Origin of the sequence: Pseudomonas synxantha (genome assembly GCF_900105675.1) — a bacterium.
GTDB lineage: Bacteria > Pseudomonadota > Gammaproteobacteria > Pseudomonadales > Pseudomonadaceae > Aquipseudomonas > Aquipseudomonas synxantha.
The window spans coordinates 616,983-640,165 of the sequence record NZ_LT629786.1; the positions used below are offsets into that span (position 1 = coordinate 616,983).

Here is a 23,183-nt window from a genome sequence, read left to right on the forward strand (position 1 = left end):
GGCTAGACCGCTAAAACGATTAATCAGGCATATTCCGTAGCTACCTACCGTTCGTCCGAGCGAGGGGGTCAAAAGCATTGAGCGCATCCGTCATTGAAACCGTGTCAATCGGGCCTAAGGTAAGGGGCATACACCCACAGCGGCTCGAGGATGTCATGACCCAAGCTTTGATCTTTGATGCGGTACGCACGCCCCGTGGCAAGGGCAAGGCCGACGGTGCCCTGCACAGCGTCAAGCCGGTAAACCTGGTGGCCGGCTTGCTCAATGCGCTGGCGCAACGCAGCGAACTTGATACGCACCAAGTGGATGACATCGTGCTCGGCTGCGTCACTCCCGTGGGCGACCAGGGCGCCGATATCGCCAAGACTGCCGCGCTGGTAGCGGACTGGGACATCAGCGTCGCCGGCGTCCAGGTCAATCGCTTTTGTGCCTCGGGCCTGGAGGCGGTCAACCTGGGCGCGATGAAGGTGCGTTCCGGCTTCGAAGACCTGGTCGTCGTCGGCGGCGTCGAATCCATGTCCCGGGTACCCATGGGCAGCGATGGCGGCGCGTGGGTGCTCGACCCGCAAACCAATATGCACAGCCACTTCACGCCCCAAGGTATCGGCGCCGACCTGATCGCCACCCTGGAAGGCTTCAGCCGCCAGGATGTGGACGCCTTTGCCCTGCAATCCCAGCAGAAAGCCGCCCGGGCACGCGCAGACGGTTCCTTCAACAAGTCGCTGATCGCAGTGCAGGACCAGAACGGTATCGTACTGCTGGACCATGACGAGTTTATCCGGGGCGACTCCACCCTTGAGGGCTTGGGCAAGCTCAAGCCCAGCTTCGAAATGATGGGCCAGATGGGTTTCGACGCCACCGCATTGCGGGTCTACAGCCATGTGGAGCGCATCCAGCATGTGCACACCCCAGGCAACAGCTCCGGCATCGTCGACGGCGCCGCATTGATGTTGATCGGCTCCGAGGCCAAAGGTCGCGAACTGGGCCTGCAACCGCGGGCGCGCATTGTTGCCACGGCCGTGACCAGCACCGACCCGACCATCATGCTTACCGGCCCGGCGCCAGCCACTCGCAAGGCCCTGGCCAAGGCCGGCCTGCGGGTTGAAGACATCGACCTGTTCGAAGTCAACGAAGCGTTCGCCTCGGTGGTGCTCAAGTTTATCAAGGACATGGGCATCGATGCCGCCCGGGTCAACGTCAACGGCGGCTCCATCGCCATGGGCCACCCGCTTGGCGCCACCGGTTGCGCTATCCTCGGCACCTTGCTCGATGAGCTGGAGGTGCGTCAGCAACGCTACGGCCTGGCCACGCTCTGTGTCGGCGGCGGCATGGGTATCGCCACCATTATCGAACGCCTCTGAGCCTAAGGAATCTTTCATGACCGATGCCATTCGTTACGAAAAAGGCCAGGACCAGATCGTGGTGCTGACCCTCGACATGCCCGGCCAGAGCGCCAACACCATGAACGCAGCGTATCGCGAGGCCATGGCGGCCACCGTCACGCGCCTGGAGGCAGAAAAAGACGGGATCGCCGGGGTGGTGATCACCTCGGCCAAAAAGACCTTTTTTGCCGGTGGCGATCTCAATGAACTGATCAAGGTCGACAAGTCTCATGCCAAGGGTTTCTACGATAGCGTGCTGGTGTTGAAGGCGCAGTTGCGGCGCCTTGAAACCCTCGGCAAGCCGGTGGTGGCTGCGATCAATGGCGCGGCCTTGGGCGGCGGCTGGGAGATCTGCCTGGCCTGTCATCATCGGGTCGCGCTGGACGACAAAGCTGTTCAGCTCGGCCTGCCGGAAGTCACCCTTGGCCTGTTGCCGGGCGGTGGCGGGGTAGTGCGCATGGTGCGCATGCTGGGCCTGGAAAAAGCCCTGCCGTACTTGCTCGAGGGTAAAAAAGTCCGGCCCGCCCAGGCACTGCAAGCAGGTTTGATTGATGAGCTGGCGGCGGATCGTGATGAGCTGCTGAGCAAGTCACGGGCCTGGATTCTCGCTAATCCTGAGGCAAAGCAACCGTGGGATAACAAGGCGTATCAGATCCCAGGTGGTACGCCGTCAAATCCCAAAGTCGCGCAGATGCTCGCCATTGCCCCATCGATTTTGCGCAGCAAAACCAATGGCTGCTTCCCTGCGCCGGAGAAAATCCTCTGCGCCGCCGTGGAAGGCGCCCAGGTGGACTTCGATACCGCGCACCTGATCGAAACCCGCTACTTCACCGAACTGGTGACCGGGCAAGTGGCGAAAAACATGATCGGCACCTTCTGGTTCCAGCTCAATGAAATCAACGCCGGCAGCTCGCGGCCCCAGGGTTTTGCCCCTTACGTCACACACAAGGTCGGTGTGCTCGGGGCCGGGATGATGGGCGCCGGCATTGCGTATGTCAGCGCTTGTGCGGGCATCGACGTGGTGCTCAAGGACATCAACCTCGCCGCCGCCGAGAAAGGCAAGGCACATTCGGCGACGCTGCTGGACAAGAAGGTCAGTCATGGGCAATTGAGCGCCGAACAGCGGGAAGCCACCCTGGCGCGCATTCATTCGACGCAGGATGATGCCGATCTGGCCGGTTGCGACCTGATCATCGAGGCCGTGTTCGAAGACCGCGAACTCAAGGCCAGGGTCTCGGCCGCCGCACAAAGCGTGGTCGGTGCCGACGCAGTGATCGCCTCCAACACCTCCACTTTGCCCATCAGCGGCCTGGCCACGGCAGTCCCCGATCAAGCCAGGTTTATTGGCCTGCACTTCTTCAGCCCCGTGGACAAGATGCCCCTGGTGGAAATCATCAAGGGCGCCCGCACCAGCGACGAAACCCTGGCCCGAGGTTTCGACTTCGTCCTGCAAATCAAGAAGACCCCGATTGTGGTCAATGACAGTCGTGGCTTCTTCACTTCGCGAGTGTTTGGCACGTTCACCAACGAAGGCATCGCCATGCTCGGCGAAGGCGTGGCCGCGCCGATGATCGAAACCGAAGCGCGCAAGGCCGGCATGCCGGTGGGACCGCTGGCGGTGTCCGATGAAGTTTCCCTCAGCCTGATGAGTCATATCCGACAGCAAACCGCCAAGGATCTGCAGGCCGAAGGTAAGGCACTGCCGAGCCATCCGGCGACCGCGGTGATCGATCTGCTGGTGAACGAATACAAGCGCACGGGCAAGGCGGCAGGCGCTGGTTTTTACGACTATCCCGCTGGCGGCCAGAAGCACCTGTGGCCTGGGCTGAAAACCCGGTTCGAACAGCCTGGCAAGCAAATCTCACCCCAGGACGTACGCGATCGCTTGCTGTTTATCCAAGCCATCGAAACCGTACGTTGTGTGGAGGAGGGCGTGCTGATGTCCACCGCTGACGCCAACGTCGGTTCGATCTTCGGTATCGGTTTTGCCGCATGGAGTGGCGGCGCCTTGCAGTTTATCAACCAGTACGGGCTGGACGACTTTGTCGCCCGCGCCCGCTACCTGGCAGAGGAGTACGGGGAGCGCTTCTCGCCACCGGCGTTGTTGCTGGAGAAAGCGGCACAGGGTGAAGTGTTCCGCTGAGCAAAATGTGGGAGGGGGAGCTTGCCTTGAGGGTGTATTTCAAGGCAGGCTCTGGGGTGTGCAATATTCCCATCGCCGTGTCAGGTATTTTTTATGTCGCTACGCGTCTGCATCCTGGAAACCGATATCCTGCGTCCAGGCTTGATCGATCAGTACCAAGGTTACGGGCAGATGTTCAAGCGCCTGTTCGCCAAGCAACCGATTGCCGCCGAATTTGTCGTCTACAACGTGGTGCAGGGCGAATACCCACCGGATGACGAAGTGTTTGATGCGTACCTGATCACCGGCAGCAAGGCCGACTCGTTCGGCACTGACCCTTGGATCCAGACCCTCAAGACCTATGTGCTCGAGCGCTACGAGCGCGGTGACAAGCTGTTGGGTATCTGCTTCGGCCATCAACTCCTGGCATTGCTGCTCGGCGGCAAGACTGAGCGCGCGAGCCAAGGCTGGGGCATGGGCATCCATGACTACAAGCTGGATGCCAAGGCCCCATGGATGAGCCCCGAGGTACCGGAGCTGACGCTATTGATCAGTCACCAGGACCAGGTCACGACCTTGCCGGAAAATGCCACGGTCATTGCCTCCAGTGAGTTTTGCCCGATTGCCGCTTACCACATCGGTGACCAGGTGTTGTGCTTCCAGGGGCACCCTGAATTTGTCCAGGACTATTCCCGCGAGTTGTTGGAGATTCTTCAGACAACCCTTGGGGAAAAGGTTTACACCAACGGCGTTGCCAGCCTGGAACGCGACCACCACGGCGCAACCGTGGCGGAGTGGATGATGCGTTTTGTCGCCCACAAGCCGGACGCCAGCGTTAAAGCCAGCCCGAACGCTTGAAGCTGGCCCATAAACCTGTGCAGCCCAGCGCAATAAACCCGAGCACCCCAAAATAGCCGTAGTGCCACTGCAGCTCGGGCATGTTCTGAAAGTTCATCCCATAAATCCCCGCCACTGCCGTGGGGAATGCCAGGATCGCCGCCCACGCGGCGAACTTGCGCTGTACTACGCTCTGGCGCGAGGCCTCCAGTAACACACCGATCTCGATGGTCTGGCTGGCGATATCGCGCAGTGTGGTGAGGTCTTCCATCTGCCGCGTTACATGGATCTGCACGTCGCGAAAGTAGGGGCGCATGTTCTTGTCGATAAACGGAAAGCTCAGCTTCTGCAGCTCCTGGCTGATCTCCACCATCGGTGCCACATAGCGCTTGAGCCGCAGCACGTCGCGGCGCAGGCCGTGCAGGTTCTGGATATCGCCCTCGCTCAGCGAACTGCACAGCACATTGCGCTCCAGCTCATCAATCTCCGCATGGATCGCCTCGCTCACCGGCTGGTAGTTTTCGGTGACGAAATCCAGCAGCGCATAGAGTACGAAATCCTCCCCATGCTCCAGCAGCAGTGGTCGCGCTTCACAACGTTGGCGCACAAAACCGTAGGACGCCGAATGACCATTGCGTGCGGTGATGATGTAGCCGTTGCCGGCAAAGATATGGGTTTCGATAAACTCCAGCTTGCCGTTCTCGCGCACTGGTGAGTAGGTGACGATAAACAGCGCGTCGCCGAAGGTTTCCAGCTTCGGGCGGCTGTGCTTTTCCATGGCGTCTTCGATGGCCAGTTCGTGCAGGTTGAACTGGCGTTGCAGGTTGTTCAACTCCTGGGCACTGGGCTCTTCCAGGCCGATCCACACAAAGTGTCCGGGTTTGGCGGCCCAGGCTGCGCCTTCATCGAGGGTGATATCCGAGACTTTCTTTCCGGCACTGTAGACGGCGGCCGCAACAACTCTACCCATGGTGCTGATCACTTCTTATCAAGAGGACAGATGTTGGGCAGCTTAGCTGGAAGCGAGTTCTATTGTTGTGGGCAGTTGATTGATCGTTCCCACGCTCTGCGTGGGAATGCCTCCTGTGGCGCTCCGCGTCTCCCTGCACAGGGCTTATAGCGGCGCAGGCACGCAAGCGCTTTGCAGTTCGCGGTCCATTTGGGCAATGCACTCATCCATCTGCGTCTGACAGGTCCTCATTAACTGAGGGATGTCGTCCACTGTCAGACCAATCGTAGGAATCGGCGGCAACGAACGTATGAGCACATCCCCACTGTCCCAACGATTGAGCTTCATCTGCTTCACATAAGTGCTGACACACACCTGCACGATCGGCACGCCGGCCGCAATTGCCATATGAAACGCGCCTTTCTTGAACGGCAACAGCCCGTTGCCCAGGTTGCGCGTGCCTTCGGGGAACACCCAGATCGAGGTGTCCTCATGCTGCAACGTGTGGGTGGTGGTGAGCATGGCACGCCGCGCCTTGTGTGCATTGCCGCGGTCGATCAGCACATTGCCCGCCAGCCAGAACAACTGGCCGAACAGCGGCACCCATTTCAGGCTTTTCTTGGCGATGCATACGGTGCGGTGCGGCACTACATTGCCAAGTACAAACAGGTCGTAATTGGACTGATGGTTGGCGATCACTACACAGGTACCAGGCTTGTTGCGCAGCGAGCCGACATCTGTCTTCAACTTCAGGCGCAAAATCCACATGGCCGGTAATGCGTAAAGACGGGCACAGAGGCGGCTGTTGTCCGGATTGAATGGCCGACACACCCCTAAAATTACGCCCAGTACCCCGGCGATCATAAAGTGCAGGCCCATCAACAGCATACGTAACAGAAAAAGCATCGAAACGGCCCATCGGGACAAAAGGTGGCGCAGTGTACGGATGTGCACTGTATTCGGCAATTGCCCCTACAGATGTAGGAGATAGGCGATGTTTAAGCGCATGTTTCTACGCATGCCAGTAACGGCTGCCCAGAGCGGCTACAGATGTCTCGGTTTATTTGTAAGAAAAAGCCCGATACTAGATCGTAATGCTGTTCACTTAAGCGGAGCAGCCTTACGGTTTACTGGAAACCTGGTTTTTGAGATCTTCACCGTCCTTGGTCTTGATGGCCTTGGGCGGTGATCCAAAAACAGCCCTCCGACTCCCGCCCTCAGTTCTGACAAGCGCCTTCCTGTCGCCGAAATAGGATTAGCCGCAGCCATCACAATCAATTGCACCGCAATGTATTGGCACGCCGGCTTGAAACGAATATCTGATGGTGTGCGACCGAACGCTACGGCAGCTAGACTGGCCTCCCGCCGGATCACGTTGTAAGCCAGTAAAAGCCCCCATACTTCTTGGTATATCAGGTCGATCTTCTTGCTACGCAGAGTCACTGCGTTCTGCTGCATTGAGCTTTTGATGTCTCTGAAGCCCAGCTCTATCTCCCATCGCTCCTGATACAACTTGGCAATCATCTTGGCGCTATAAGTTTCGACGGGCAGTGAAGTCATCACCGTTTTGAGCTTCCCTTGGACTTCATAGCTGACCGCGCGCACCTCCCAGTGACGGGGTAAATTGGGGTTTTGCTTTCTAGCTTGTTGGGACACTTTCATGCGTAACAATCGGTCGTGCTTGCCGTAACGAGCAACCTCTTCGCTTACCACCCCTTTGCGCTCCGGGATCAGCCAGTGGCGATTGATGCCGGCACCGCTCAAGCTCAGTAACAAATTCGCGCTCCAGAAACCCTTGTCGAACAGCGTCACTGAGTGGTCAGGGATTTGTTGAAGAAACTCGTCAGCCAAGCGCATTTCACTGCGCCGATAGGGACTCAGCTGAGCATCCAGAAGCAGGTGCGAACGCACATTCATCAAGGCGACAAGACGCAGCATTGGAAACGGTGTCTGACGATCAGTGCCGGTGTTTCCTGAGCCAAAATGATCTCGTAGCTCCTGATTATCGGGAGTTCGCAGAAGCGCTCCGTCTACTGCAAACACTTGTAAATCCTGCCAGGTATCTCCGTTGTAACGCTCGCCGCCCCATTGACTACCGGTCTTGCGGAACAGCCATTCGACTGGATCAGAGCCTAATCGTTTGCGAGCTTCAGTCACGCCGCTTCTGGCCAGCAAATGATCGCTAGCAAGCCCCTGAGCACAAATATTCAAACGTCTAGCCACTTCATGAACGGGTTCGTCACGAAACAACGCCATGCCCAGAACGAGCCAAAGCACCTGATCGGCTGGCAAGCGGCGCCTACGGATGGTGGCTTGGGAGGAGAGCCCGAGTGCCGATGCGACCCACTCGACGGGGATGTTCTGGGTGAAGGTGCTCAGGTCTGAGAAGTTAAAAAGATCGCCAAGGTCGAGCAGTTCTTGTTGAACAGACATAAAAAATCCGATGCCAGGAGTCTGGCATCGGATTTTCTAGGAAGCCCAGCGTGAGCTCAAATGCTTAAGTGAACAGCATTACGATACTAGATCGGGCTTTGATAAAGCAGGTGTAGGAGTTAACTCAGGTTATGGCCTTGATCCTGGATGATTGCTTCGTCCAGAGCCTCCAGCAGCGCCCGGCGCACTTTTAACTTGGTGTGCTTGTGAGCGTTCATATTGATCTTCTTCAACTGCCGCGCCGCCTCCAGGGCTGCCGCGTGCAATTCTTCCGGCGCCACGACCTTATCGAGGAAGCCTGCTTGCAAGGCGCCTTGCGGATCAAACATTTCGGCATTGATCACCGACCGATGAAATGCCGACTTGCGCAGACGATCCCGCGCCAACTCGATACCGGCGTGATGCATGGTCATGCCGATTGCCACTTCATTCAGACCAATGCTGAACGGGCCTTCCACGCCAATGCGGTAATCCGCCGACAACAATAAAAACGCGCCCTTGGCCACTGCATGCCCAGGGCACGCAACGATCACCGGGAACGCATGCGCCAACAGACGCCGCGCCAGGGTCGAGCCCGACGTCACCAGGCTGATTGCCTCTTTAGGGCCGGCGGTCATCACCTTCAAATCATAACCACCCGACAAAATCCCCGGCGTGCCCGTGATGATCACCACCGCCCGATCTTTCTCGGCCTGATCCAGCGCAGCATTGAATTCGCTGACCACCGCAGGAGAAATGGCATTGACCTTGCCGTTGCTCAAGGTCAGGGTCGCGATACCGTCTTCGAAGTGGTAGGCAATCAACTCACTCATGACGCGGTTCCTTGTAGGGCTTGTTATAGAGAATGCAGCAGACGTTACCCACCACGCCCGCCTGGGTAAAGCGCTGTGACTGACTACCCAGTCAGGCTTTTCCTCTATCCCCAAGGGTAGACGCCCCGCAGCACAGCGCAGCAGTCCCGCAAAACCGGTGCTGGGCCTGCCCAAGAATGGCAGAAACACCGCCCATTACCGGGCGCGCCACGGCATAACCATCTAACCGCATGAAAATTCTGAAAAAAACCTTTGCCATCAGAAAGGCTTTCGACTACATTAGCGCGCCTCGACAGACTGAACTGGTTTGCCGAGATACGGTGAAGTGTCCGAGTGGCTTAAGGAGCACGCCTGGAAAGTGTGTATACAAGAAATTGTATCGAGAGTTCGAATCTCTCCTTCACCGCCAAATTTGAAACGACAAAACCCCTGAAAACGTTAAAGTTTTTAGGGGTTTTGTGTTTTCAGGGCGGCGAGAAAGGCCCATATGGGAACATCCATGGGAACACGGGGTTCGTTGAATGCCCAGGGTCAGCTGCCGCATGCCGATGACGTCCACGCTGTCATAGGCGATACGACGACGTAGAGCGCTGGTAAGCGCTGGTAATTACCAGTCTTCAGAGCGCTCCATACGCTGATGCAGGATACGCAGAATCTGTACTATTCCGTGAGCAAGGCGATAGGGGGCGATGAAAGGAAATTTGGACAGGATCAGCTCTCTGACGTCTGGAATTTGAGAGGGCCTGCCCAAGCCTGTAAACATTTCCAACTGTTCGAGCGCCTCAATGATTTGAGCTACCACCCCTTCGGCGGCTTCTGCCCCCAAGCGTGACTCATAGTATTCGTAGATCGACTCTAGATCACTGTCCGCTTTTTCCGTCAACACGATTTTTGGCACGGTTTACCCACTTAGCCTTAACGGCGTCCATATCTATGAGGTTGCCTGCCTCTGCGTCTGCGATACCTTCAGCGATTGCGTTGATATGCCATGACTCGGCCTCAACGTAACGAGCCAAGGCGCGCTTGAGGTGATATTGGCGGTCGCGATCCGTTGCCAATGACAACTGATCAAGCTGTTCAACCAATTCCTCTTCCACACGAAATGACAGCACGGGTGATGCCATAAAAGACTCCTCAATCTCGCTCGTATACATCGTATACAGATGTTGGGAATGTATACTTTTACACGCATGCCTAACAGTGATTTTTATAAAAACAGACGAGTGAATGGTTGATCTTGACCCCACCAAATTCGAATCAAACGAACCCTCTGGCTTCGGAAGAAGCTAGAGGGTTTGTGGTTTTTGAGTTTGAAAACTTAGTTTTTCAGGTCATATGCTCGGCACATCCATCCGTCGTCCAATGACATCGAGCAAATCGCACCCGTCCCGCAGAGGAATTGAGCAGAGCAGTGCAAAATCACTGAGCACCACCGCATCACTACTGATTTCACCGCGTAGAGCAAGGTTCTCAAGGACTTGTGTAACGGCACGAAGCCGATAGGTCGCGGCGTCGAGGAGTATTTCCAGCGGCACGGTGGTGTCGACAAAAAGGGCAGGGGTGGCGCTGTCGTTGCTGGTGAGGGCTATGTATTGGTTCATATGCGGAACTCCGGTTGTCAAAGGAGAGCAACCACACATTTGTCGCCAAACAAAAGGGGTGGCAGCTGTACGCAGGTTGGCGAACCGGGACAATCGGAAAAACCGGCAGACCCGAAGGTCTCCCGCGCACAGCTACCATCGAGCAGCTTATTGCGCGCAGAAGCATCCCGCAAATACATGGGGACGTTTCTATCGATTTATCGTCGAGTCGCCAAACCCGGCCGCTATGTGAGCGACCGAAAGACTATAGGTGTGGCGCTTTTAAAAAGGCAGCCTGTCGTTTCTGTAAGGAGCGTAGGACGTTGCCCAAAGCCGTCACCACCCACCCTCAATGCCTATGCCGATGATGCACATCCGGAAAATGCGCATGGCTATGCCTCATCACACCATGAACATGCACATGACTATGGGCCTCCTTCGGATCCCACTCAAACCCATGCTCATGCTGATGATGCTCATCATGCACATGCCGATGCCCATGTTCCGTGGCTTCATGCAGATGCTCATGGGCATGCCGTTCCGTCAGGTGCAGCCACACACCCACGGCCATCAGCGCCGAAGCAATCCAGAACGCCACGGTCACTGACTCTCCAAACACCAGCAAGGCCACTGCGGCACCGAGGAAGGGCGCCGTCGAGAAGTAGGCGCCGGTACGCGCACTGCCCAGCCCGCGTAGCGCCAGCACAAACATGACCAGGCTGATCCCATACCCCAGAAACCCAACCAGCAGGATCGGCACCAGTTGTGCCAAGCCGGGAATCTGCGCCCCGAGGTAAATCGCCAGGGTGCAATTCACCAGCCCCGCAATCAAACCCTTGGCGCCGGCGATAAATAGCGCGTCAGACGCAGACACTTTGCGCGTCAGATTGTTATCAATGCCCCAGCACAAACACGCCAGCGCAACGGCCAGCGGCCCGGTCCAGTCCTGGCTGACGCCGCCAGCGCCGGTCCATGACAGCGCCACGCCGCCCAGCACAATCGCGATCATGCCAAGCACGATGCGGCGGTCTGCGTTTTCCCTGAACACGACCCAGGCGATCACGGCGGTCAATACCGATTCAAGGTTGAGCATCAGCGAGGCGGTGGCGCTGGCGGTACGGGTCAGGCCGAACATGAGGGCGACGGGTCCGAGGATGCCGCCGAAGGCGATGGCGCCAAGTAGCCAGGGCCATTCCGATGGGGTCAACCCGGCAGGTGCCCAGCCGCGATCGCGGATCAGGCGTACGCCGGCAAGGCCAATGCCGCTGCCGAAGTAGAGCAGGCCGGCGAGCAGTATGGGCGAGAGGCCCAGGCCGAGGCTTTTGGCGAGCGGGGTGCTGGCGCCGAACAGCGCGGCGGCGGCGAGGGCGTAAACGATACTGAGGTTCATGGGCCATCCTCGAAAGTCCGGCCCATGATACGTCGCTTGCCGGGGTCGGCGCCCGGGCAATTTCGTGCTTTATTGCGCGGTTTTCAACTTGATCACATCACCGGAAATCTTGGTGGTGTAGCCGTTCAGTACCCAGGCCCAGAACCACTTTTCCTGCACTTGGGTGTTGATCAGCGCATCGCCGCCCTTGGCCTTGATGGCGGCATTCTGGGCGCGTACGAAACGGTTGTTCTGGCCGATCGGGATAACGCCCAGCAGCATGATGCCGGTGGCGCTGGCTTCGCTATGGCCGAGGACGGTGTATTGGCTGGCGTCGTATTGAGGGGTTTTCATGGCGGTGCCGGTGCAACCTGCCAGGGTGAAACCGAGAACGGCTGCTGCAACTACTTTACTGACGTATTTCACTTGTAACTCCATGGGCTCAATCTCGAGACTCAATTCTCGAGGGGCGACACTCTAAGCGCTCAGCAGGCAGATTGAAATCAATCGGCCGAGGTTTCATGTGTAGGTGGCGAATGTCAGGCCGCCATCGGGAGTAAGCCCCCTCCCAGATTCGTCCGTGTTTGGTCACAGATGTAGCGATGCCAGGCTGCCCAGCACCACAGCCACTGCGCCGGCCGTATACGACATGCGTTTGAGCCACTCCTTACGGGTGAGCAAGGTAATCGCCGCCAACGAAATCGCGATCTGAATCGCTGTCATTGCCTGGGCCCAGCGGTGGTGCTGGTGCAGTGCCTGCTCGGATTTCTGATCCCATTCCCGTGACGTGGCCTCCAGTTTCTCGGCTTGCCTGCGCACGTCTTCCTTCTGGTGTTTGTAGCGCTCGATCTCGTCCTTATAGTGCGCCGCATCCACGCCGGGAATATGGGTGGCCAGTTCCGCCAGGTTCTGGCGGCTGGATTTGGCCTGGTAGTAGTTCCATTGGTTGGCGGCTTCGGTCTTGATGATGGCGGCGTTGTTCTTGTCCATCGCAGCTGTGCTTTCGCTGGAGCCGGCCTGGTAGCTGAGCATGGCGCCGACGGTGGCCATGATGGCTGTCATCACGGCGATGCGGCTGGCGAAGGTGTCGCCGCGGCCGTGGGCGTGTTCGGTGGTGTGCTCGAGGTGTTTTTCGTGGGGGCTGGGGACTTCGAAGGCTTCGGACATGGCGGCGTCTGCGAACGGATTGAGGAGGGTTGATTCTTCACCAGCGCAGCTGTCTCAAGCCTGTACGTAACGCCGGATAACCCGCCCATACACCGCCAGGTTAACCAGCACCACCACGGCCCCCAGCACCAACTGAATATTCGCGGTCAGGCCGGCGGGGTAGATCAGCGTCAGGATGTAGTGCTCGATGAACCCGCCGCCATAACCCTCTTGCCCGGCCAGGTGGCGCAACAGGTTTTCCCAGCGGGTGAGCGGGCAGGGCAGGTGCAGCACCTCCACAGCGATGCCCCAGGCAACGGCGGGCAGGTGCAGCCACATTACCCGGGGCCACTTCAGGGTGAGCAGGCCGCCGAACAGCACGAACAGGATAAAGGTCAGATGAAACAGCACGAGGCCGTCGGCGGCTAAACGATAGAGCATGCTTGAGCTCGATTTGAGGTAAAGGGGCGCGCGAATCTTGCGGGATGACGTTTATATCTCCAGTTGGCTGGCATTGATTCCGAACGCCTTGGCAATTTTTTCCCGCGTGGTCCGTCGAGGTTTATTGACCGCCTCTTGCTGGGCAAAGGCAGGTTGTGAAATACCCAGGCGCCTGGCGACCTCTTCCTGGGTCAGGTTCAGGTGTTCGCGCCAGGCTCGGATAGGTGTCGCGCCATCCACCAGGCGGCTGACTACCGCGTGGGGGATCAGGTTTGGATCGTTTTGCTGCGCCACATAGTGTTCATAGGGAATCACCACAAAGGCTGGCTTGCCCTCCGTATTGTGGATGATCTGTACGGCAGTAGGTTCGCTCGTCACGTTTTTTAACCTCTTGGATGCTGACCACCTGGATGCTGCCATCCCAGTCGAAGAGGACGCGGTAATTACCTACCCGCAATCTATAGCTGTGAGGATGGTTAACCAGCGCCTTGACGTTGACTGCATCGGGCATTCGCTCAAGAGCGGACACAGCATCGCGGACCTGTTGCTGATGGTACGAATGTAGCCGAAGCAATTGTTTGACGGATTTTCGCGTCCAGTGGATTGAATTCATCGGAGATTAATAAGTCTTTTATAAGGTTTGCAAGGTTTATTTTCCTGTGCGAGTCAATGGTTGATCGCTCTGCCTTGATAAACCCTAGACGGCCGCTGTGGGTGTCGGCTGGTGAAACTGTTGCCTGGTATGAATTGCTCATCGTGGGCAACGAAGGTTGCTTGCAGGCAACGAGGGCCGTTATTGTGCTGAATCCTTTTAGTCTTACCCCAGGGTTTTGTTGTGATGAATGCACCGCGTACAGCAGTCGGTCCAATCAAGGCCGTAATTTTCGATATGGACGGGTTGTTGCTGGATACCGAAGGCATCTACACCGAAGTCACGCAGATCATTGCCGAGCGCTACGGCCGTACCTATGACTGGGGGATCAAGCAGCACATCATTGGGCGTGGTGCCCAAGACCTGGCCGATTACGTGGTCAAGGCGCTGGACTTGCCGATCACACCCGCCGAGTTCCTGGAGATCCGCGAGCCGCTGATGAGCGAGCGTTTTCCCAAGGCGCTGGGCATGCCAGGCGCCGAGGCGTTGGTGCGGCATTTGAAGGCGCACAATATTCCGATTGCGGTGGGCACCAGTTCGTCGCGTAATTCGTTTGGCCACAAGACCACCCTGCACCGCGAATGGTTTGGCCTCTTCGACACTATCGTTACGGCGGACGACCCGGAGGTCGGCGCTGCCAAGCCTGCGCCGGATATCTTCCTGACCGCCGCGCGCCGTCTGGGTGTGGCGCCGGAGGATTGCCTGGTGTTCGAAGACTCGCCGTTCGGCGTGACCGCGGCGAAGGCTGCCCATATGACTGCCATTGCAGTGCCCGATGAGGCGATGGCGGACAGCAAGTACCAGCATGCTGACCAGATCATCCGCAAGCTCGCGGATTTCGATTTGGCGGCCTATGGCTTGCCACCCATGGCCTGATTCAACATAGGGCAAAATGTGGGAGGAGGCTTGCTCCCACATTTGGTTTTGCAGCGCTCCAAAAAACTAGGCGCTGAAGCCACCATCGATGGTCAGGCTGGCACCGGTGATGTACCCGGCTTCCGGCCCGGCCAGATACGCCACAAAGCTGGCAATCTCTTCCACATGCCCATACCGGCCCACCGCCATCAACCCGATCAAGCTTTCGGCAAAGTCACTGTTGGCCGGGTTCATATCGGTATCCACCGGCCCGGGCTGCACGTTATTGACGGTGATGCCTCGCGGCCCCAGGTCTCGCGCCAGGCCTTTGGTCAAACCCACCAGTGCCGACTTGCTCATCGCATAAGGCCCGCCGCCACCAAACGGCATGCGCTCGGCATTGGTGCTGCCGATATTGATCACCCGACCCCCTTCGCCCATATGCCTGGCGGCTTCCTGGGTGGCGATAAATACGCTACGCACGTTGATTGCCAGGGTCTGATCGAAGTCTTCCAACTTGAAATCTTCCAGTGGGGCGATGGCCAGCACGCCGGCGTTATTCACCAGGATATCCAGGCGCCCGAACGCTTCGACAGTGGCATTGACCGCATTGCGAATTGCCGTGGCATCAGCGCTGTCCGCTTGAATCGCTAAGGCTTTGCCGCCATCGCTGATCACGTCGTTCTGCAACGCTTCGGCCTTGGAGGCCGAGCTGACGTAGGTAAAGGCAACCGCTGCACCCTGCGCGGCGAGGCGCTTGACGATGGCGGCGCCGATGCCGCGGGAACCGCCTTGAATCAAGGCGACTTTGCCGATGAGATTTTGTGTGGTCATGTCGATCTCCGAGTAGTTGATGGACCGAGTATCGACCTCACCCACCCAAGCCGGTAGACCGCGATTGCTATAGTCTGTGTAAACCAAAAGTTTAGAGTGGGGCGATATGGAGAGCTTTGGCAGTATCGAATGCTTCGTGCGCAGCGCCGAGGGCGGTAGTTTTGCCGAGGCCGCCCGGCACCTGAGCCTGACCCCGGCAGCGGTGGGTAAGAGCGTTGCGAAACTGGAAGCGCGCCTGGGTGTACGGCTGTTCCAACGCAGTACCCGACGTCTCGCCCTGACCGAAGCCGGCAAGCTGTTCCTTGCCGAGGTCAGCTCCAGCCTCACCACCATCCAGAATGCCGTAGCCAACCTGGCCAGCGCCGAAGGGCGGCCGGTGGGCACGCTCAAGGTCAGCATGGGCACAGTGGTCGGCTGCTTGTATATCGTGCCGCTGCTGGGTGAATTCCTAAAACGTTATCCCGATATCATTCCGGACTGGCATTTCGACAATCGCCAGGTCGACCTGATTGGCCAAGGCTTCGACGCGGCACTTGGCGGCGGGTTCGAGCTACCCCTGGGCGTGGTGGCGCGCAAACTGGCGCCAGCGCATCGGGTGTTGGTGGCATCCCCCGATTACCTGGCAGCACGGCCGGCGGTGTTACAGCCCGAGGACTTGGAGCGCTGCGACGGCATCCTGATTCGCTCACCGCAAACCGGTCGCGTGCGCTCCTGGCAACTGACTCATCGCAAGGGCGAACACGGTCCGCTGAACCTCAAGCCGCGCATGACCATGAGCGACTCCCAAGCCGCCTGCATCGCCGCCGACCAGGGGCTGGGCGTTGCGTTGGTGAGCATGCCGTTTGCTGTGCCCTGGTTGGCGAGCGGCAAGTTGCTGCGGGTGTTGCCGGATTGGTATGTGAACGATGGCAATATTTCCATCTACTACGCCGAACACAAACTGTTGCCCGGCAAGACCCGGGCGTTTGTGGATTTCATCATTGAGCAGTTTGCCGAGCAGCAGTTAGGCCAAAGATTCAGTGCCATCTAAAAGTGAAAACAGTTCCAAGTGTGGGAGGGGGGCTTGCCCCCGATTACGGTGGGTCAGTTACAGATAAGTCGGCTGGTACACCGCCATCGGGGGCAAGCCCCCTCCCACATTAAAACCTCAGTGGCCGAACTTGCTCGGCCAACCCACGACTTTCTTGGGTCTTGGCGCCGCATAGGTCCTGACTTTGGATGTCGACAACCCCAACCTCACCAACGACTCGGCAACCATCACCGCCGCCGTCACCCCATCCACCACCGGCACCCCGGTGCGCTGGCGAATCTGTTCATCCAATCCGGCCATGCCCCCACATCCCAGGCAGATCACCTCAGCCTTATCGTCGCGAATCGCCAGTTCCGCCTGGTGCACGATTGCCTCCATGGCAGCCAGCGGGTCTTCTTCCAGCTCCAGCACCGCCATGCCGCTGGCGCGCACTGACGCACAACGCTGGTATAGGCCGGCGAGTTTCAGCCGGTCTTCAATCAGTGGCACGGTACGGTCCAGGGTGGTCACCACCGAGTAGGCATGCCCCAGAAACATCGCGGTGCTGGCGGCCGCTTCGGTAATATCCACCACCGGCACATTCAACAATTCCTGCAAACCTTCCCGACCATGTTCGCCATAGCCGGCCTGGATCACCGCATCGAACGGCTGATCGTAGGCCATCACCCGGTCCATCACGGCGATGGCCGCCAGGTAGCTTTCAAAATTGCCCTCCACCGATTCGGCGCCGAAGTAGGGGGTGAGTCCGACAATCTCGGTGCCCGGTGACGCTACGGCCCGTGCTTGCTGGGCAATGGTCTCGGTGATGGATTCGGTGGTGTTGACGTTGACCACGAGGATACGCATGGAAAGTCCTTGTTTAATGACTGACGTTATCGACGGCAATGCTTTCGCCGCTGACATCGGCGTAGAACGGCTGACGCTTGGCGATCAGCAGGTACAGCAACCCGGCGATACCGGCGCCAAACAACCAGGAAAATGGCGAGACACTGGCAAACCCCGGCAATAGCGCCAGCAGGATGGCGATCACCGCTGCAGGAATGAACGCCGCCACCGCACGCATATTTACCCCATGGCTGTAGTAATAAATGCCTTGGGGGTCTTCGCTGTACAGCTGCGGCACATCCACCTGGCTTTTACGGATCAGCCAGTAATCAACCATGATCACCCCGTACAACGGCCCCAGCAGTGCGCCCAGGCCAGAGAGGAAGTACACAATCACCAACGGGCTGTTGTAGAGGTTCCAGGGCAGGATCAGCACGGCAACGAAGGCACTGATCAACCCGGCGCGACGGAAATTCAGGTACTTGGGCGCCAGGTTGCTCAGCACAAAGGCCGGGGCGACGAAGTTGGCCATGATGTTCACCGCCACGGTGACGATCAGGAAGGCCAGGCAACCGAGTACCAGGAAGAAGGTGTTGGGGATCGCCGCGATGATCTCGGTGGGGCTTTCGATCACCCGGCCATTGAGTTGAAACTGCCCGCCGCACAGCAGCACGGTAATGGCGGCAAACACCAGGATATTTACCGGCAGCCCCCAGAAGTTGCCGACCTTGATGGTCTTTCGGCACGGAGAAGAGCGGGCGAAATCGCAGAAGTTGAGGATCAAGGTGCCATAGATCGCCAGCCACAAGGCGCCGCCAGCAAAGATATTGCGCCACATCTCGCCGCCGCTCAGTGGTTCGCGGATCGACCAGGCAATCACGCCGCCCGCCTGGAAGTACATCCAACCGGCCAACGCAGCCACGGTCAGCAGAATTACCGGTCCGGCAAACCCTTCATAACGGCGCACCATCTCCATGCCATAGGCGAGGATCACCAACTGCACCAGCCATATCGCCACAAAGCACGCCCAGCCCAGGGTCGACAAGCCGAGGATCGAGTTGTGGTCATAATCGGCAAAGCCCGGATGAATCGCCGTCAGTAACACGCGGAAAACCACCGATGCCAGGTAGGTCTGGATGCCGAACCAGGCGATCGCAATGACTGCGCGGATCAAGGCCGGAATCTGCGCGCCGTGGATACCGAAACTGATGCGGCTGATCACCGGAAACGGCACGCCGGTTTTCTGCCCCATGTACCCAGACAAGTTCATGAAAAAGTAAACCAGTGCCGCGCCGATCCCCAGGGACAGCAATATCTGCCAGCCGCCCAAGCCCAACGCATATAAGCCGATGGCAAATGAATAGTTGGCGATGTTGTGCACGTCATTGGTCCACAACGCAAAGATGCTGTAGCGCCCCCAGCGGCGGCCTTCAACCTTGGTGGGGGCCAGGTCCCTGTTGTGCAGGCGTGGGCTGAGTACCAGCGGGCCGGGGCTTGCAGCTGCGGGATTCAAGTTGGAGGAGGGCAGATCCAGTGCGATGTTGCTCGAGAGACTTGTACGCATTCCGGCAGGCTCCAGCACATCTGCAGCATAGCGGCGGATGGCAAAGTGTATGTAGGTTTTGTATTGATTGTATACAAAGCGTGCATCTCACTAAGCCACATGCGTGCCAGTTTTCGTTATATGAAAAACGTGGGTAATTTCGTTTTAATAGTGCTTTTGAATAAACTACTGAATTAAAAGCAATATAAATTGACCGTTTGAACAGGTATTTATTTTTGATTGGGAATAGTGTGGTTCGGGTGCGTGGGAACTAGCAGAGATGGATGTTACGTTTTGGTGCGCCAGAATATGAGTTGCACACAAAAATGGCACCGATGGTTACAAGGTTGTGTACATTTTATGCTGCGCACAAAACAAAATGTGGGAGGGGGCTTGCTCCCGATAGCGGTATATCAGTCAGAAAATCTGCAACTGACCCACCGCTATCGGGAGCAAGCCCCCTCCCACATTTTTACCACACCAGTTTGCCAGGCTCATGCCTTGGTGATGATATTCCCCGCATGCAGCCCGCATTCTTTCTGTGTGGCTTCTTCCCACCACCAGCGGCCTTCCCGTTCATGCTGGTTGGGCAATACCGGCCGGGTGCAGGGCTCGCAGCCGATGCTGATAAACCCGCGCTCATGCAGGCTGTTGTAAGGCAGTTCCAGCATGCGGATATAACCCCAGACCTCTTCACTGGTCATCTGCGCCAGCGGGTTGAACTTGTACAGGGTGCGTTCCGGGGTAGAGAAGGCCGTGTCGATTTCCAGCGCCGCCACCTGGCTGCGAGTGCCGGGGCTCTGATCGCGGCGCTGGCCGGTGGCCCAGGCACTTACACCCGCAAGCTTGCGGCGCAGCGGTTCGATCTTGCGGATGCCACAGCATTCACCATGGCCGTCCTTATAGAAACTGAACAAGCCCTTTTCCTTGACGAAGGGCTCCAGTTTGCTCTGGTCCGGCGAGATCAGTTCGATGTCGATCTTGTAGAACTCACGCACCTGTTCGATAAACCGGTAGGTCTCCGGGTGCAGGCGGCCGGTGTCGAGGCTGAACACCTTGACGTTCTTGTTCAGCTTCCAGGCCATGTCCACCAGCACCACATCCTCGGCACCGCTGAAGGAAATCCACAGGTCATCGCCGAACTGGCTGAACGCCAGCTTGAGAATATCCTGGGCAGACTTGTTGGCATAAGTCGTGGCGAGTTCAACGACGTCGAAGGCTTGGTTCATCAGGACGGTTCCTACAGGTCAGTGGCGCTGAGCGCTCTATAGGCGGCGATGGTATCAAAATCTGCCGTGCGTTGCGGCGGCGGGCTTGAGTCGCTAGAGTTCGGCAGTCCTTTTGCCCGCTCAACTAATAAATTCAATGGGAGTGTCTTGTGGAAATTGCCTGTCTTGACCTGGAAGGGGTGCTGGTTCCGGAAATCTGGATTGCCTTTGCCGAAAAAACCGGTATTGAATCCCTGCGTGCAACCACCCGCGACATTCCCGACTACGACGTGCTGATGCAGCAGCGCCTGCGTATCCTCGACGAGCACGGGCTCAAGCTGGCCGATATCCAGGAAGTGATCGCCACTCTCAAGCCTTTGGACGGTGCCGTCGAATTCGTCAACTGGCTGCGCGAGCGTTTCCAGGTGGTGATCCTGTCCGATACCTTCTACGAATTTTCCCAGCCACTGATGCGCCAGCTGGGCTTCCCGACCTTGCTCTGCCACCGCCTGATCACCGATGAACACGACCGGGTGGTGAGCTATCAACTGCGTCAGAAAGACCCCAAGCGCCAATCGGTATTGGCGTTCAAGTCGCTTTACTACCGCGTGATCGCGGCCGGTGATTCCTACAACGACACCACCATGCTGGGCGAAGCTGATCGTGGGATCCTGTTCCATGCGCCGCAGAATGTGATGGATGAGTTTCCCCATTTCCCGGCGGTGCACACGTTTGAGGATTTGAAGCGGGAGTTCATCAAGGCGTCGAATCGGCAGTTGAGCCTGTAAGTTATCCAGCGAGGCGGAGGGCCCCATCGCGGGCAAGCCCGCTCCCACACTCGACTGCGTTCCTCCAGGATAAACGCAGTCCAATGTGGGAGCGGGCTTGCCCGCGATGAGGCCGGCGCAGTCACCGGCTACAGCCCTGCCAGCAACCGCTCATAAGGAATACTCAAGCCTTCATGCAGGCGCTTGATCATCGACAGGCTCAGCTTGCGCTTGTGGTTCAACACCTCGGATACCCGTCCGCTGGTGCCGATAAACGGCTCCAGGTCGCGGGCGGTCATGCCCAACTGCTCCATGCGAAACTTGATAGCTTCCACCGGATCCGAAGGGGGCATTGGATAATGCTCGGCTTCGTACTTCTCGATAAGAATTGCCAGGATTTCCAGCTCGTCACCTTCAGGCGAGCCGGGTGGTGCTCCCCATATCTGCTCGACCCGTGCGAGTGCAGCTGTCAGATCGTCCTGGGAGTGAATAGGTTTGATGTTCATCACGCAATCTCCGCGTTGATCTGGTCGTACTGAGCGTGGGTTCCCACAAAACGTATGAACCCTAGCTGTCGCTGATAGTCGATCGCCATGATCACTCGGTATTCGTTGCCACCGACGTTGAACACGACCCTGCCGCCTTTGAGAATGCTCGCTGTTCTAAGCTCTGCCTTGAGTGCTTGCGGCGTTGGATAGGTGGCTTTCTCCATGTGACGATACAACTCGACCAGCGGTATTTTGGCGTCGCTATAAGCTGAATGGCTTCCCCAGAATATTCGTAGGGTAGAGAGAGCGATTATCCGCATCGCCTTAACCTCCCAGTTTGGGAGATCATAGGCGTGAGTGCTTGAATAGGCAATCTCGGAAATATTTTCAGACGAGGGGGCAGTCGCTTCATGTGGTCCTTCACAGATGGCGGGTGGACGGTGGATCCTGACGCTATCTGCAAGCGCCTATCCCGTCCACAGCGGTTCTGATTCAGGCTTTTTCTACTGGCCGCTCCTGCAAGCGAACCCCGGAAAGGGCTGTGCTCTACAAACTTTCCAACGTTTGTAACAACACCCGCACCTTGGTCAACGACTCCTGATACTCCGCCTGCCACTCTGAATCAGCCACAATCCCGCCGCCGCCCCAGCAGCACACTTGCCCATCCTTGACCAGCAAGCTGCGGATGGCGATGGAGCTGTCCATCTCGCCGCGCACGTCCAGGTAGACCAGCGAGCCGCAGTACAGCCCGCGGCGGGTTGGCTCTAGCTCGTCGATGATCTGCATCGCGCGAATCTTCGGCGCGCCGGTGATGGAGCCGCCGGGGAAGCTGCCGGCGATGAGGTCCAGGGCGTCTTTGTCGTCGGCCAATACGCCGGTGACGCTGCTCACCAGGTGGTGCACGTTGGGGTAGCTTTCCAGGCTGAACAACTCCGGCACTTTCACCGAACCGATGCGGCAACTGCGGCCGAGATCATTGCGCAGCAGGTCGACGATCATCAGGTTTTCTGCGCGGTCCTTGGGGCTGGCCAGCAGTTCGGCGGCGTGGTCGGCATCCTCTACAAGCGTTACGCCGCGAGGGCGGGTGCCCTTGATCGGACGGGTCTCGACCTGGCGTTCGCTGATGCGCACAAAGCGCTCCGGCGACAGGCTCAGCACCGCACCGTCATCGGGCAGGCTCTGGAACCCGGAAAACGGGGTAGGGCAGGCTTCGCGCAACGCGCAGTAGGCCACCCACGGATCGCCGCTGCACGGTGCGCGAAAGCGTTGGGCGAAGTTGACCTGGTAGCAGTCGCCGGCCTGGATGTAATCCTGGATGCGCACAATCGCCTGCCGGTAAGCCTCGGCTGTGAGGTCGGAAGCCATGGGGCCATGCAGCTTGAAGGCGGCCGGCGACTCGACGGCAGTCTGGCTGAACAGGTCGATCAGGCGTTGTCGCTCGCCATCGACCAGCGCCGGGTGAAACACCAACTGGCTGGTGTGGGCGTGGTGGTCGCTGATCAGCGCCCAGGCATATAAGCCGAAACGCGCGTCTGGCAGGTGCAAATCATCGACGGCCAGGTGCGGCATCTGTTCCAGGTGCCGGCCGAAGTCATAACTCAGATAGCCAATCAAGCCACCGGCAAACGGCAACTGCAAACCCGCGGGCAAGGCCGCTTCGCCCAACTGCGTCAGGTTCTCGCGCAAGCGTTGCAGGAAATCGTTGCCACTTTCGTCCGGCCCTACCGTCAAGGTCGCTTCGGGCCAGGCGCTGAGCAGGTCATAACGCCCGCGGTCCGCCGTGGGGCGGCCGCTGTCGAGCAGCACCGCGCCAGGGGCATGGCGAATCGCCGCAAAATACTCGGCGGGGTTGGCCCGGTAGGGCAACGGGTATACGGAACAGGTCGACATGCGGGGGTGGATCAGCCAAT

General features: G+C 58.2%; 25 protein-coding genes, 1 tRNA gene and 1 pseudogene. 7 read left to right on the forward strand and 20 right to left on the reverse strand.

The genetic code is table 11. The features are described 5' to 3' along the window. Positions 1-155: 155 nt before the first annotated feature. The 3 genes from BLU48_RS02990 (at position 156) to BLU48_RS03000 (ending at position 4,362) form a co-directional block, all read left to right on the forward strand. Complete coding sequence (locus BLU48_RS02990; RefSeq protein ID WP_057025689.1) at positions 156-1,361, forward strand: acetyl-CoA C-acetyltransferase; 1,206 nt, start codon at positions 156-158, stop codon at positions 1,359-1,361. Positions 1,362-1,377: 16 nt separating this feature from the next. Continuing rightward, positions 1,378-3,525, forward strand: a complete 2,148-nt coding sequence (locus BLU48_RS02995; protein WP_057025688.1) for a 3-hydroxyacyl-CoA dehydrogenase NAD-binding domain-containing protein — start codon at positions 1,378-1,380, stop codon at positions 3,523-3,525. A 93-nt stretch (positions 3,526-3,618) separates the two neighbouring features. Beyond that, complete coding sequence (locus BLU48_RS03000) at positions 3,619-4,362, forward strand: amidotransferase (RefSeq protein WP_043047168.1); 744 nt, start codon at positions 3,619-3,621, stop codon at positions 4,360-4,362. Here the strand turns inward: BLU48_RS03000 and BLU48_RS03005 are convergent. The 4 genes from BLU48_RS03005 to BLU48_RS03020 all read right to left on the reverse strand — a co-directional run bounded on the left by BLU48_RS03005 (position 4,340) and on the right by BLU48_RS03020 (position 8,535). Further along, positions 4,340-5,311: a magnesium and cobalt transport protein CorA gene (locus BLU48_RS03005; protein WP_057025701.1), complete on the reverse strand. Its 972-nt coding sequence runs from the start codon at positions 5,309-5,311 to the stop codon at positions 4,340-4,342. The two genes, BLU48_RS03000 and BLU48_RS03005, sit on opposite strands and share 23 nt — an antisense overlap. Before the next feature lie 144 nt (positions 5,312-5,455). Continuing rightward, the gene (locus BLU48_RS03010) at positions 5,456-6,196 is read right to left on the reverse strand and encodes a lysophospholipid acyltransferase family protein (protein WP_057025687.1); all 741 of its coding nucleotides are present in this window, start codon (positions 6,194-6,196) and stop codon (positions 5,456-5,458) included. Positions 6,197-6,391: 195 nt separating this feature from the next. Continuing rightward, complete coding sequence (locus BLU48_RS03015) at positions 6,392-7,723, reverse strand: IS4 family transposase (protein ID WP_082636749.1); 1,332 nt, start codon at positions 7,721-7,723, stop codon at positions 6,392-6,394. Between the two features lie 119 nt (positions 7,724-7,842). Next, positions 7,843-8,535 (reverse strand): crotonase/enoyl-CoA hydratase family protein, encoded by a 693-nt coding sequence (locus BLU48_RS03020; protein ID WP_057023160.1) that lies wholly within the window; start codon positions 8,533-8,535, stop codon positions 7,843-7,845. A gap of 319 nt (positions 8,536-8,854) precedes the next feature. Between BLU48_RS03020 and BLU48_RS03025 the strand changes: the two genes are divergently transcribed. After that, positions 8,855-8,944, forward strand: a tRNA-Ser gene (locus tag BLU48_RS03025). Positions 8,945-9,142: 198 nt separating this feature from the next. On the opposite strand, the gene BLU48_RS03030 is transcribed toward BLU48_RS03025, so the two are convergent. The 9 genes and pseudogenes from BLU48_RS03030 to BLU48_RS03070 all read right to left on the reverse strand — a co-directional run. After that, positions 9,143-9,433: a type II toxin-antitoxin system RelE/ParE family toxin gene (locus tag BLU48_RS03030; RefSeq protein ID WP_057023159.1), complete on the reverse strand. Its 291-nt coding sequence runs from the start codon at positions 9,431-9,433 to the stop codon at positions 9,143-9,145. After that, positions 9,396-9,659, reverse strand: a complete 264-nt coding sequence (locus BLU48_RS03035; RefSeq protein ID WP_057023158.1) for a CopG family ribbon-helix-helix protein — start codon at positions 9,657-9,659, stop codon at positions 9,396-9,398. The genes BLU48_RS03030 and BLU48_RS03035 overlap by 38 nt, the downstream gene beginning before the upstream one ends. A 207-nt stretch (positions 9,660-9,866) precedes the next feature. Next, on the reverse strand, positions 9,867-10,136 hold the full coding sequence (locus tag BLU48_RS03040; protein ID WP_057023157.1) for a hypothetical protein: 270 nt from the start codon (positions 10,134-10,136) through the stop codon (positions 9,867-9,869). 328 nt (positions 10,137-10,464) lie between these two features. Next, positions 10,465-11,505 carry a DMT family transporter gene (locus BLU48_RS03045; protein ID WP_057023156.1) on the reverse strand — a complete coding sequence of 347 codons (1,041 nt, stop codon included), beginning with the start codon at positions 11,503-11,505 and terminating at the stop codon, positions 10,465-10,467. 69 nt (positions 11,506-11,574) lie between these two features. Next, a complete protein-coding gene (locus tag BLU48_RS03050) occupies positions 11,575-11,910 on the reverse strand; it encodes a hypothetical protein (RefSeq protein ID WP_046071635.1) in 336 nt (111 codons plus the stop codon). 162 nt (positions 11,911-12,072) lie between these two features. Further along, positions 12,073-12,651: a DUF4337 domain-containing protein gene (locus tag BLU48_RS03055; protein ID WP_057023155.1), complete on the reverse strand. Its 579-nt coding sequence runs from the start codon at positions 12,649-12,651 to the stop codon at positions 12,073-12,075. A gap of 54 nt (positions 12,652-12,705) precedes the next feature. Next, a complete protein-coding gene (locus BLU48_RS03060) occupies positions 12,706-13,071 on the reverse strand; it encodes a DUF2784 domain-containing protein (protein ID WP_057023154.1) in 366 nt (121 codons plus the stop codon). 51 nt (positions 13,072-13,122) lie between these two features. After that, on the reverse strand, positions 13,123-13,491 hold the full coding sequence (locus BLU48_RS03065; protein WP_057023153.1) for a helix-turn-helix domain-containing protein: 369 nt from the start codon (positions 13,489-13,491) through the stop codon (positions 13,123-13,125). Continuing rightward, positions 13,433-13,684: pseudogene (locus tag BLU48_RS03070) on the reverse strand (type II toxin-antitoxin system RelE family toxin); the annotation flags it as partial. The pseudogene BLU48_RS03070 and the gene BLU48_RS03065, both read right to left, overlap by 59 nt. A gap of 225 nt (positions 13,685-13,909) precedes the next feature. On the opposite strand from BLU48_RS03070, the gene BLU48_RS03075 reads away from it, so the two are divergent. Continuing rightward, complete coding sequence (locus BLU48_RS03075) at positions 13,910-14,599, forward strand: HAD-IA family hydrolase (RefSeq protein ID WP_043047105.1); 690 nt, start codon at positions 13,910-13,912, stop codon at positions 14,597-14,599. A gap of 66 nt (positions 14,600-14,665) precedes the next feature. Here BLU48_RS03075 and BLU48_RS03080 read toward each other — a convergent pair whose 3' ends face one another. After that, complete coding sequence (locus BLU48_RS03080) at positions 14,666-15,412, reverse strand: 3-oxoacyl-ACP reductase family protein (protein ID WP_046071640.1); 747 nt, start codon at positions 15,410-15,412, stop codon at positions 14,666-14,668. Between the two features lie 106 nt (positions 15,413-15,518). On the opposite strand from BLU48_RS03080, the gene BLU48_RS03085 reads away from it, so the two are divergent. Further along, complete coding sequence (locus BLU48_RS03085) at positions 15,519-16,442, forward strand: LysR family transcriptional regulator (RefSeq protein ID WP_057023152.1); 924 nt, start codon at positions 15,519-15,521, stop codon at positions 16,440-16,442. A 117-nt stretch (positions 16,443-16,559) separates the two neighbouring features. Here the strand turns inward: BLU48_RS03085 and BLU48_RS03090 are convergent, their stop codons facing one another. The 3 genes from BLU48_RS03090 to BLU48_RS03100 form a co-directional block, all read right to left on the reverse strand. Then, positions 16,560-17,288, reverse strand: a complete 729-nt coding sequence (locus BLU48_RS03090) for an aspartate/glutamate racemase family protein (RefSeq protein ID WP_057023151.1) — start codon at positions 17,286-17,288, stop codon at positions 16,560-16,562. Between the two features lie 13 nt (positions 17,289-17,301). Then, a complete protein-coding gene (locus tag BLU48_RS03095) occupies positions 17,302-18,831 on the reverse strand; it encodes an NCS1 family nucleobase:cation symporter-1 (protein ID WP_057023150.1) in 1,530 nt (509 codons plus the stop codon). Positions 18,832-19,304: 473 nt separating this feature from the next. Further along, complete coding sequence (locus tag BLU48_RS03100) at positions 19,305-20,039, reverse strand: phosphoadenylyl-sulfate reductase (RefSeq protein ID WP_046071643.1); 735 nt, start codon at positions 20,037-20,039, stop codon at positions 19,305-19,307. A gap of 149 nt (positions 20,040-20,188) precedes the next feature. On the opposite strand from BLU48_RS03100, the gene thrH reads away from it, so the two are divergent. Continuing rightward, positions 20,189-20,806 carry a bifunctional phosphoserine phosphatase/homoserine phosphotransferase ThrH gene (thrH, locus tag BLU48_RS03105; RefSeq protein ID WP_057023149.1) on the forward strand — a complete coding sequence of 206 codons (618 nt, stop codon included), beginning with the start codon at positions 20,189-20,191 and terminating at the stop codon, positions 20,804-20,806. 128 nt (positions 20,807-20,934) lie between these two features. Here the strand turns inward: thrH and BLU48_RS03110 are convergent, their stop codons facing one another. From BLU48_RS03110 to pabB, 3 genes are all read right to left on the reverse strand, one after another. Beyond that, positions 20,935-21,291, reverse strand: a complete 357-nt coding sequence (locus tag BLU48_RS03110) for a helix-turn-helix domain-containing protein (protein WP_046071645.1) — start codon at positions 21,289-21,291, stop codon at positions 20,935-20,937. Further along, positions 21,291-21,593 carry a type II toxin-antitoxin system HigB family toxin gene (locus BLU48_RS03115; protein WP_057023148.1) on the reverse strand — a complete coding sequence of 101 codons (303 nt, stop codon included), beginning with the start codon at positions 21,591-21,593 and terminating at the stop codon, positions 21,291-21,293. Before BLU48_RS03115 ends, BLU48_RS03110 begins: the two co-directional genes overlap by 1 nt. Before the next feature lie 226 nt (positions 21,594-21,819). Continuing rightward, positions 21,820-23,163, reverse strand: coding sequence for an aminodeoxychorismate synthase component I (gene pabB / locus BLU48_RS03120; protein WP_057023147.1), 1,344 nt, complete (start codon positions 23,161-23,163; stop codon positions 21,820-21,822). Between the last annotated feature and the right edge of the window lie 20 nt (positions 23,164-23,183).

Bases quoted from the DNA above. Each gene is read 5' to 3' on its own strand.
- BLU48_RS03000 (WP_043047168.1), top strand. From the start codon at position 3,619: ATGTCGCTACGCGTCTGCATCCTGGAAACCGATATCCTGCGTCCAGGC.
- BLU48_RS03085 (WP_057023152.1), top strand. From the start codon at position 15,519: ATGGAGAGCTTTGGCAGTATCGAATGCTTCGTGCGCAGCGCCGAGGGC.
- BLU48_RS03020 (WP_057023160.1), bottom strand. From the start codon at position 8,535: ATGAGTGAGTTGATTGCCTACCACTTCGAAGACGGTATCGCGACCCTG.
- BLU48_RS03095 (WP_057023150.1), bottom strand. From the start codon at position 18,831: ATGCGTACAAGTCTCTCGAGCAACATCGCACTGGATCTGCCCTCCTCC.
- BLU48_RS03110 (WP_046071645.1), bottom strand. From the start codon at position 21,291: ATGAACATCAAACCTATTCACTCCCAGGACGATCTGACAGCTGCACTC.
- BLU48_RS02990 (WP_057025689.1), top strand. From the start codon at position 156: ATGACCCAAGCTTTGATCTTTGATGCGGTACGCACGCCCCGTGGCAAG.
- BLU48_RS03005 (WP_057025701.1), bottom strand. From the start codon at position 5,311: ATGGGTAGAGTTGTTGCGGCCGCCGTCTACAGTGCCGGAAAGAAAGTC.
- BLU48_RS03035 (WP_057023158.1), bottom strand. From the start codon at position 9,659: ATGGCATCACCCGTGCTGTCATTTCGTGTGGAAGAGGAATTGGTTGAA.
- BLU48_RS03015 (WP_082636749.1), bottom strand. From the start codon at position 7,723: ATGTCTGTTCAACAAGAACTGCTCGACCTTGGCGATCTTTTTAACTTC.
- BLU48_RS03100 (WP_046071643.1), bottom strand. From the start codon at position 20,039: ATGAACCAAGCCTTCGACGTCGTTGAACTCGCCACGACTTATGCCAAC.
- BLU48_RS03010 (WP_057025687.1), bottom strand. From the start codon at position 6,196: ATGCTTTTTCTGTTACGTATGCTGTTGATGGGCCTGCACTTTATGATC.
- BLU48_RS03040 (WP_057023157.1), bottom strand. From the start codon at position 10,136: ATGAACCAATACATAGCCCTCACCAGCAACGACAGCGCCACCCCTGCC.
- BLU48_RS03055 (WP_057023155.1), bottom strand. From the start codon at position 12,651: ATGTCCGAAGCCTTCGAAGTCCCCAGCCCCCACGAAAAACACCTCGAG.
- BLU48_RS03090 (WP_057023151.1), bottom strand. From the start codon at position 17,288: ATGCGTATCCTCGTGGTCAACGTCAACACCACCGAATCCATCACCGAG.
- BLU48_RS03075 (WP_043047105.1), top strand. From the start codon at position 13,910: ATGAATGCACCGCGTACAGCAGTCGGTCCAATCAAGGCCGTAATTTTC.
- BLU48_RS02995 (WP_057025688.1), top strand. From the start codon at position 1,378: ATGACCGATGCCATTCGTTACGAAAAAGGCCAGGACCAGATCGTGGTG.
- BLU48_RS03080 (WP_046071640.1), bottom strand. From the start codon at position 15,412: ATGACCACACAAAATCTCATCGGCAAAGTCGCCTTGATTCAAGGCGGT.
- pabB (WP_057023147.1), bottom strand. From the start codon at position 23,163: ATGTCGACCTGTTCCGTATACCCGTTGCCCTACCGGGCCAACCCCGCC.
- BLU48_RS03115 (WP_057023148.1), bottom strand. From the start codon at position 21,593: ATGCGGATAATCGCTCTCTCTACCCTACGAATATTCTGGGGAAGCCAT.
- BLU48_RS03045 (WP_057023156.1), bottom strand. From the start codon at position 11,505: ATGAACCTCAGTATCGTTTACGCCCTCGCCGCCGCCGCGCTGTTCGGC.
- BLU48_RS03060 (WP_057023154.1), bottom strand. From the start codon at position 13,071: ATGCTCTATCGTTTAGCCGCCGACGGCCTCGTGCTGTTTCATCTGACC.
- BLU48_RS03065 (WP_057023153.1), bottom strand. From the start codon at position 13,491: ATGGCAGCATCCAGGTGGTCAGCATCCAAGAGGTTAAAAAACGTGACG.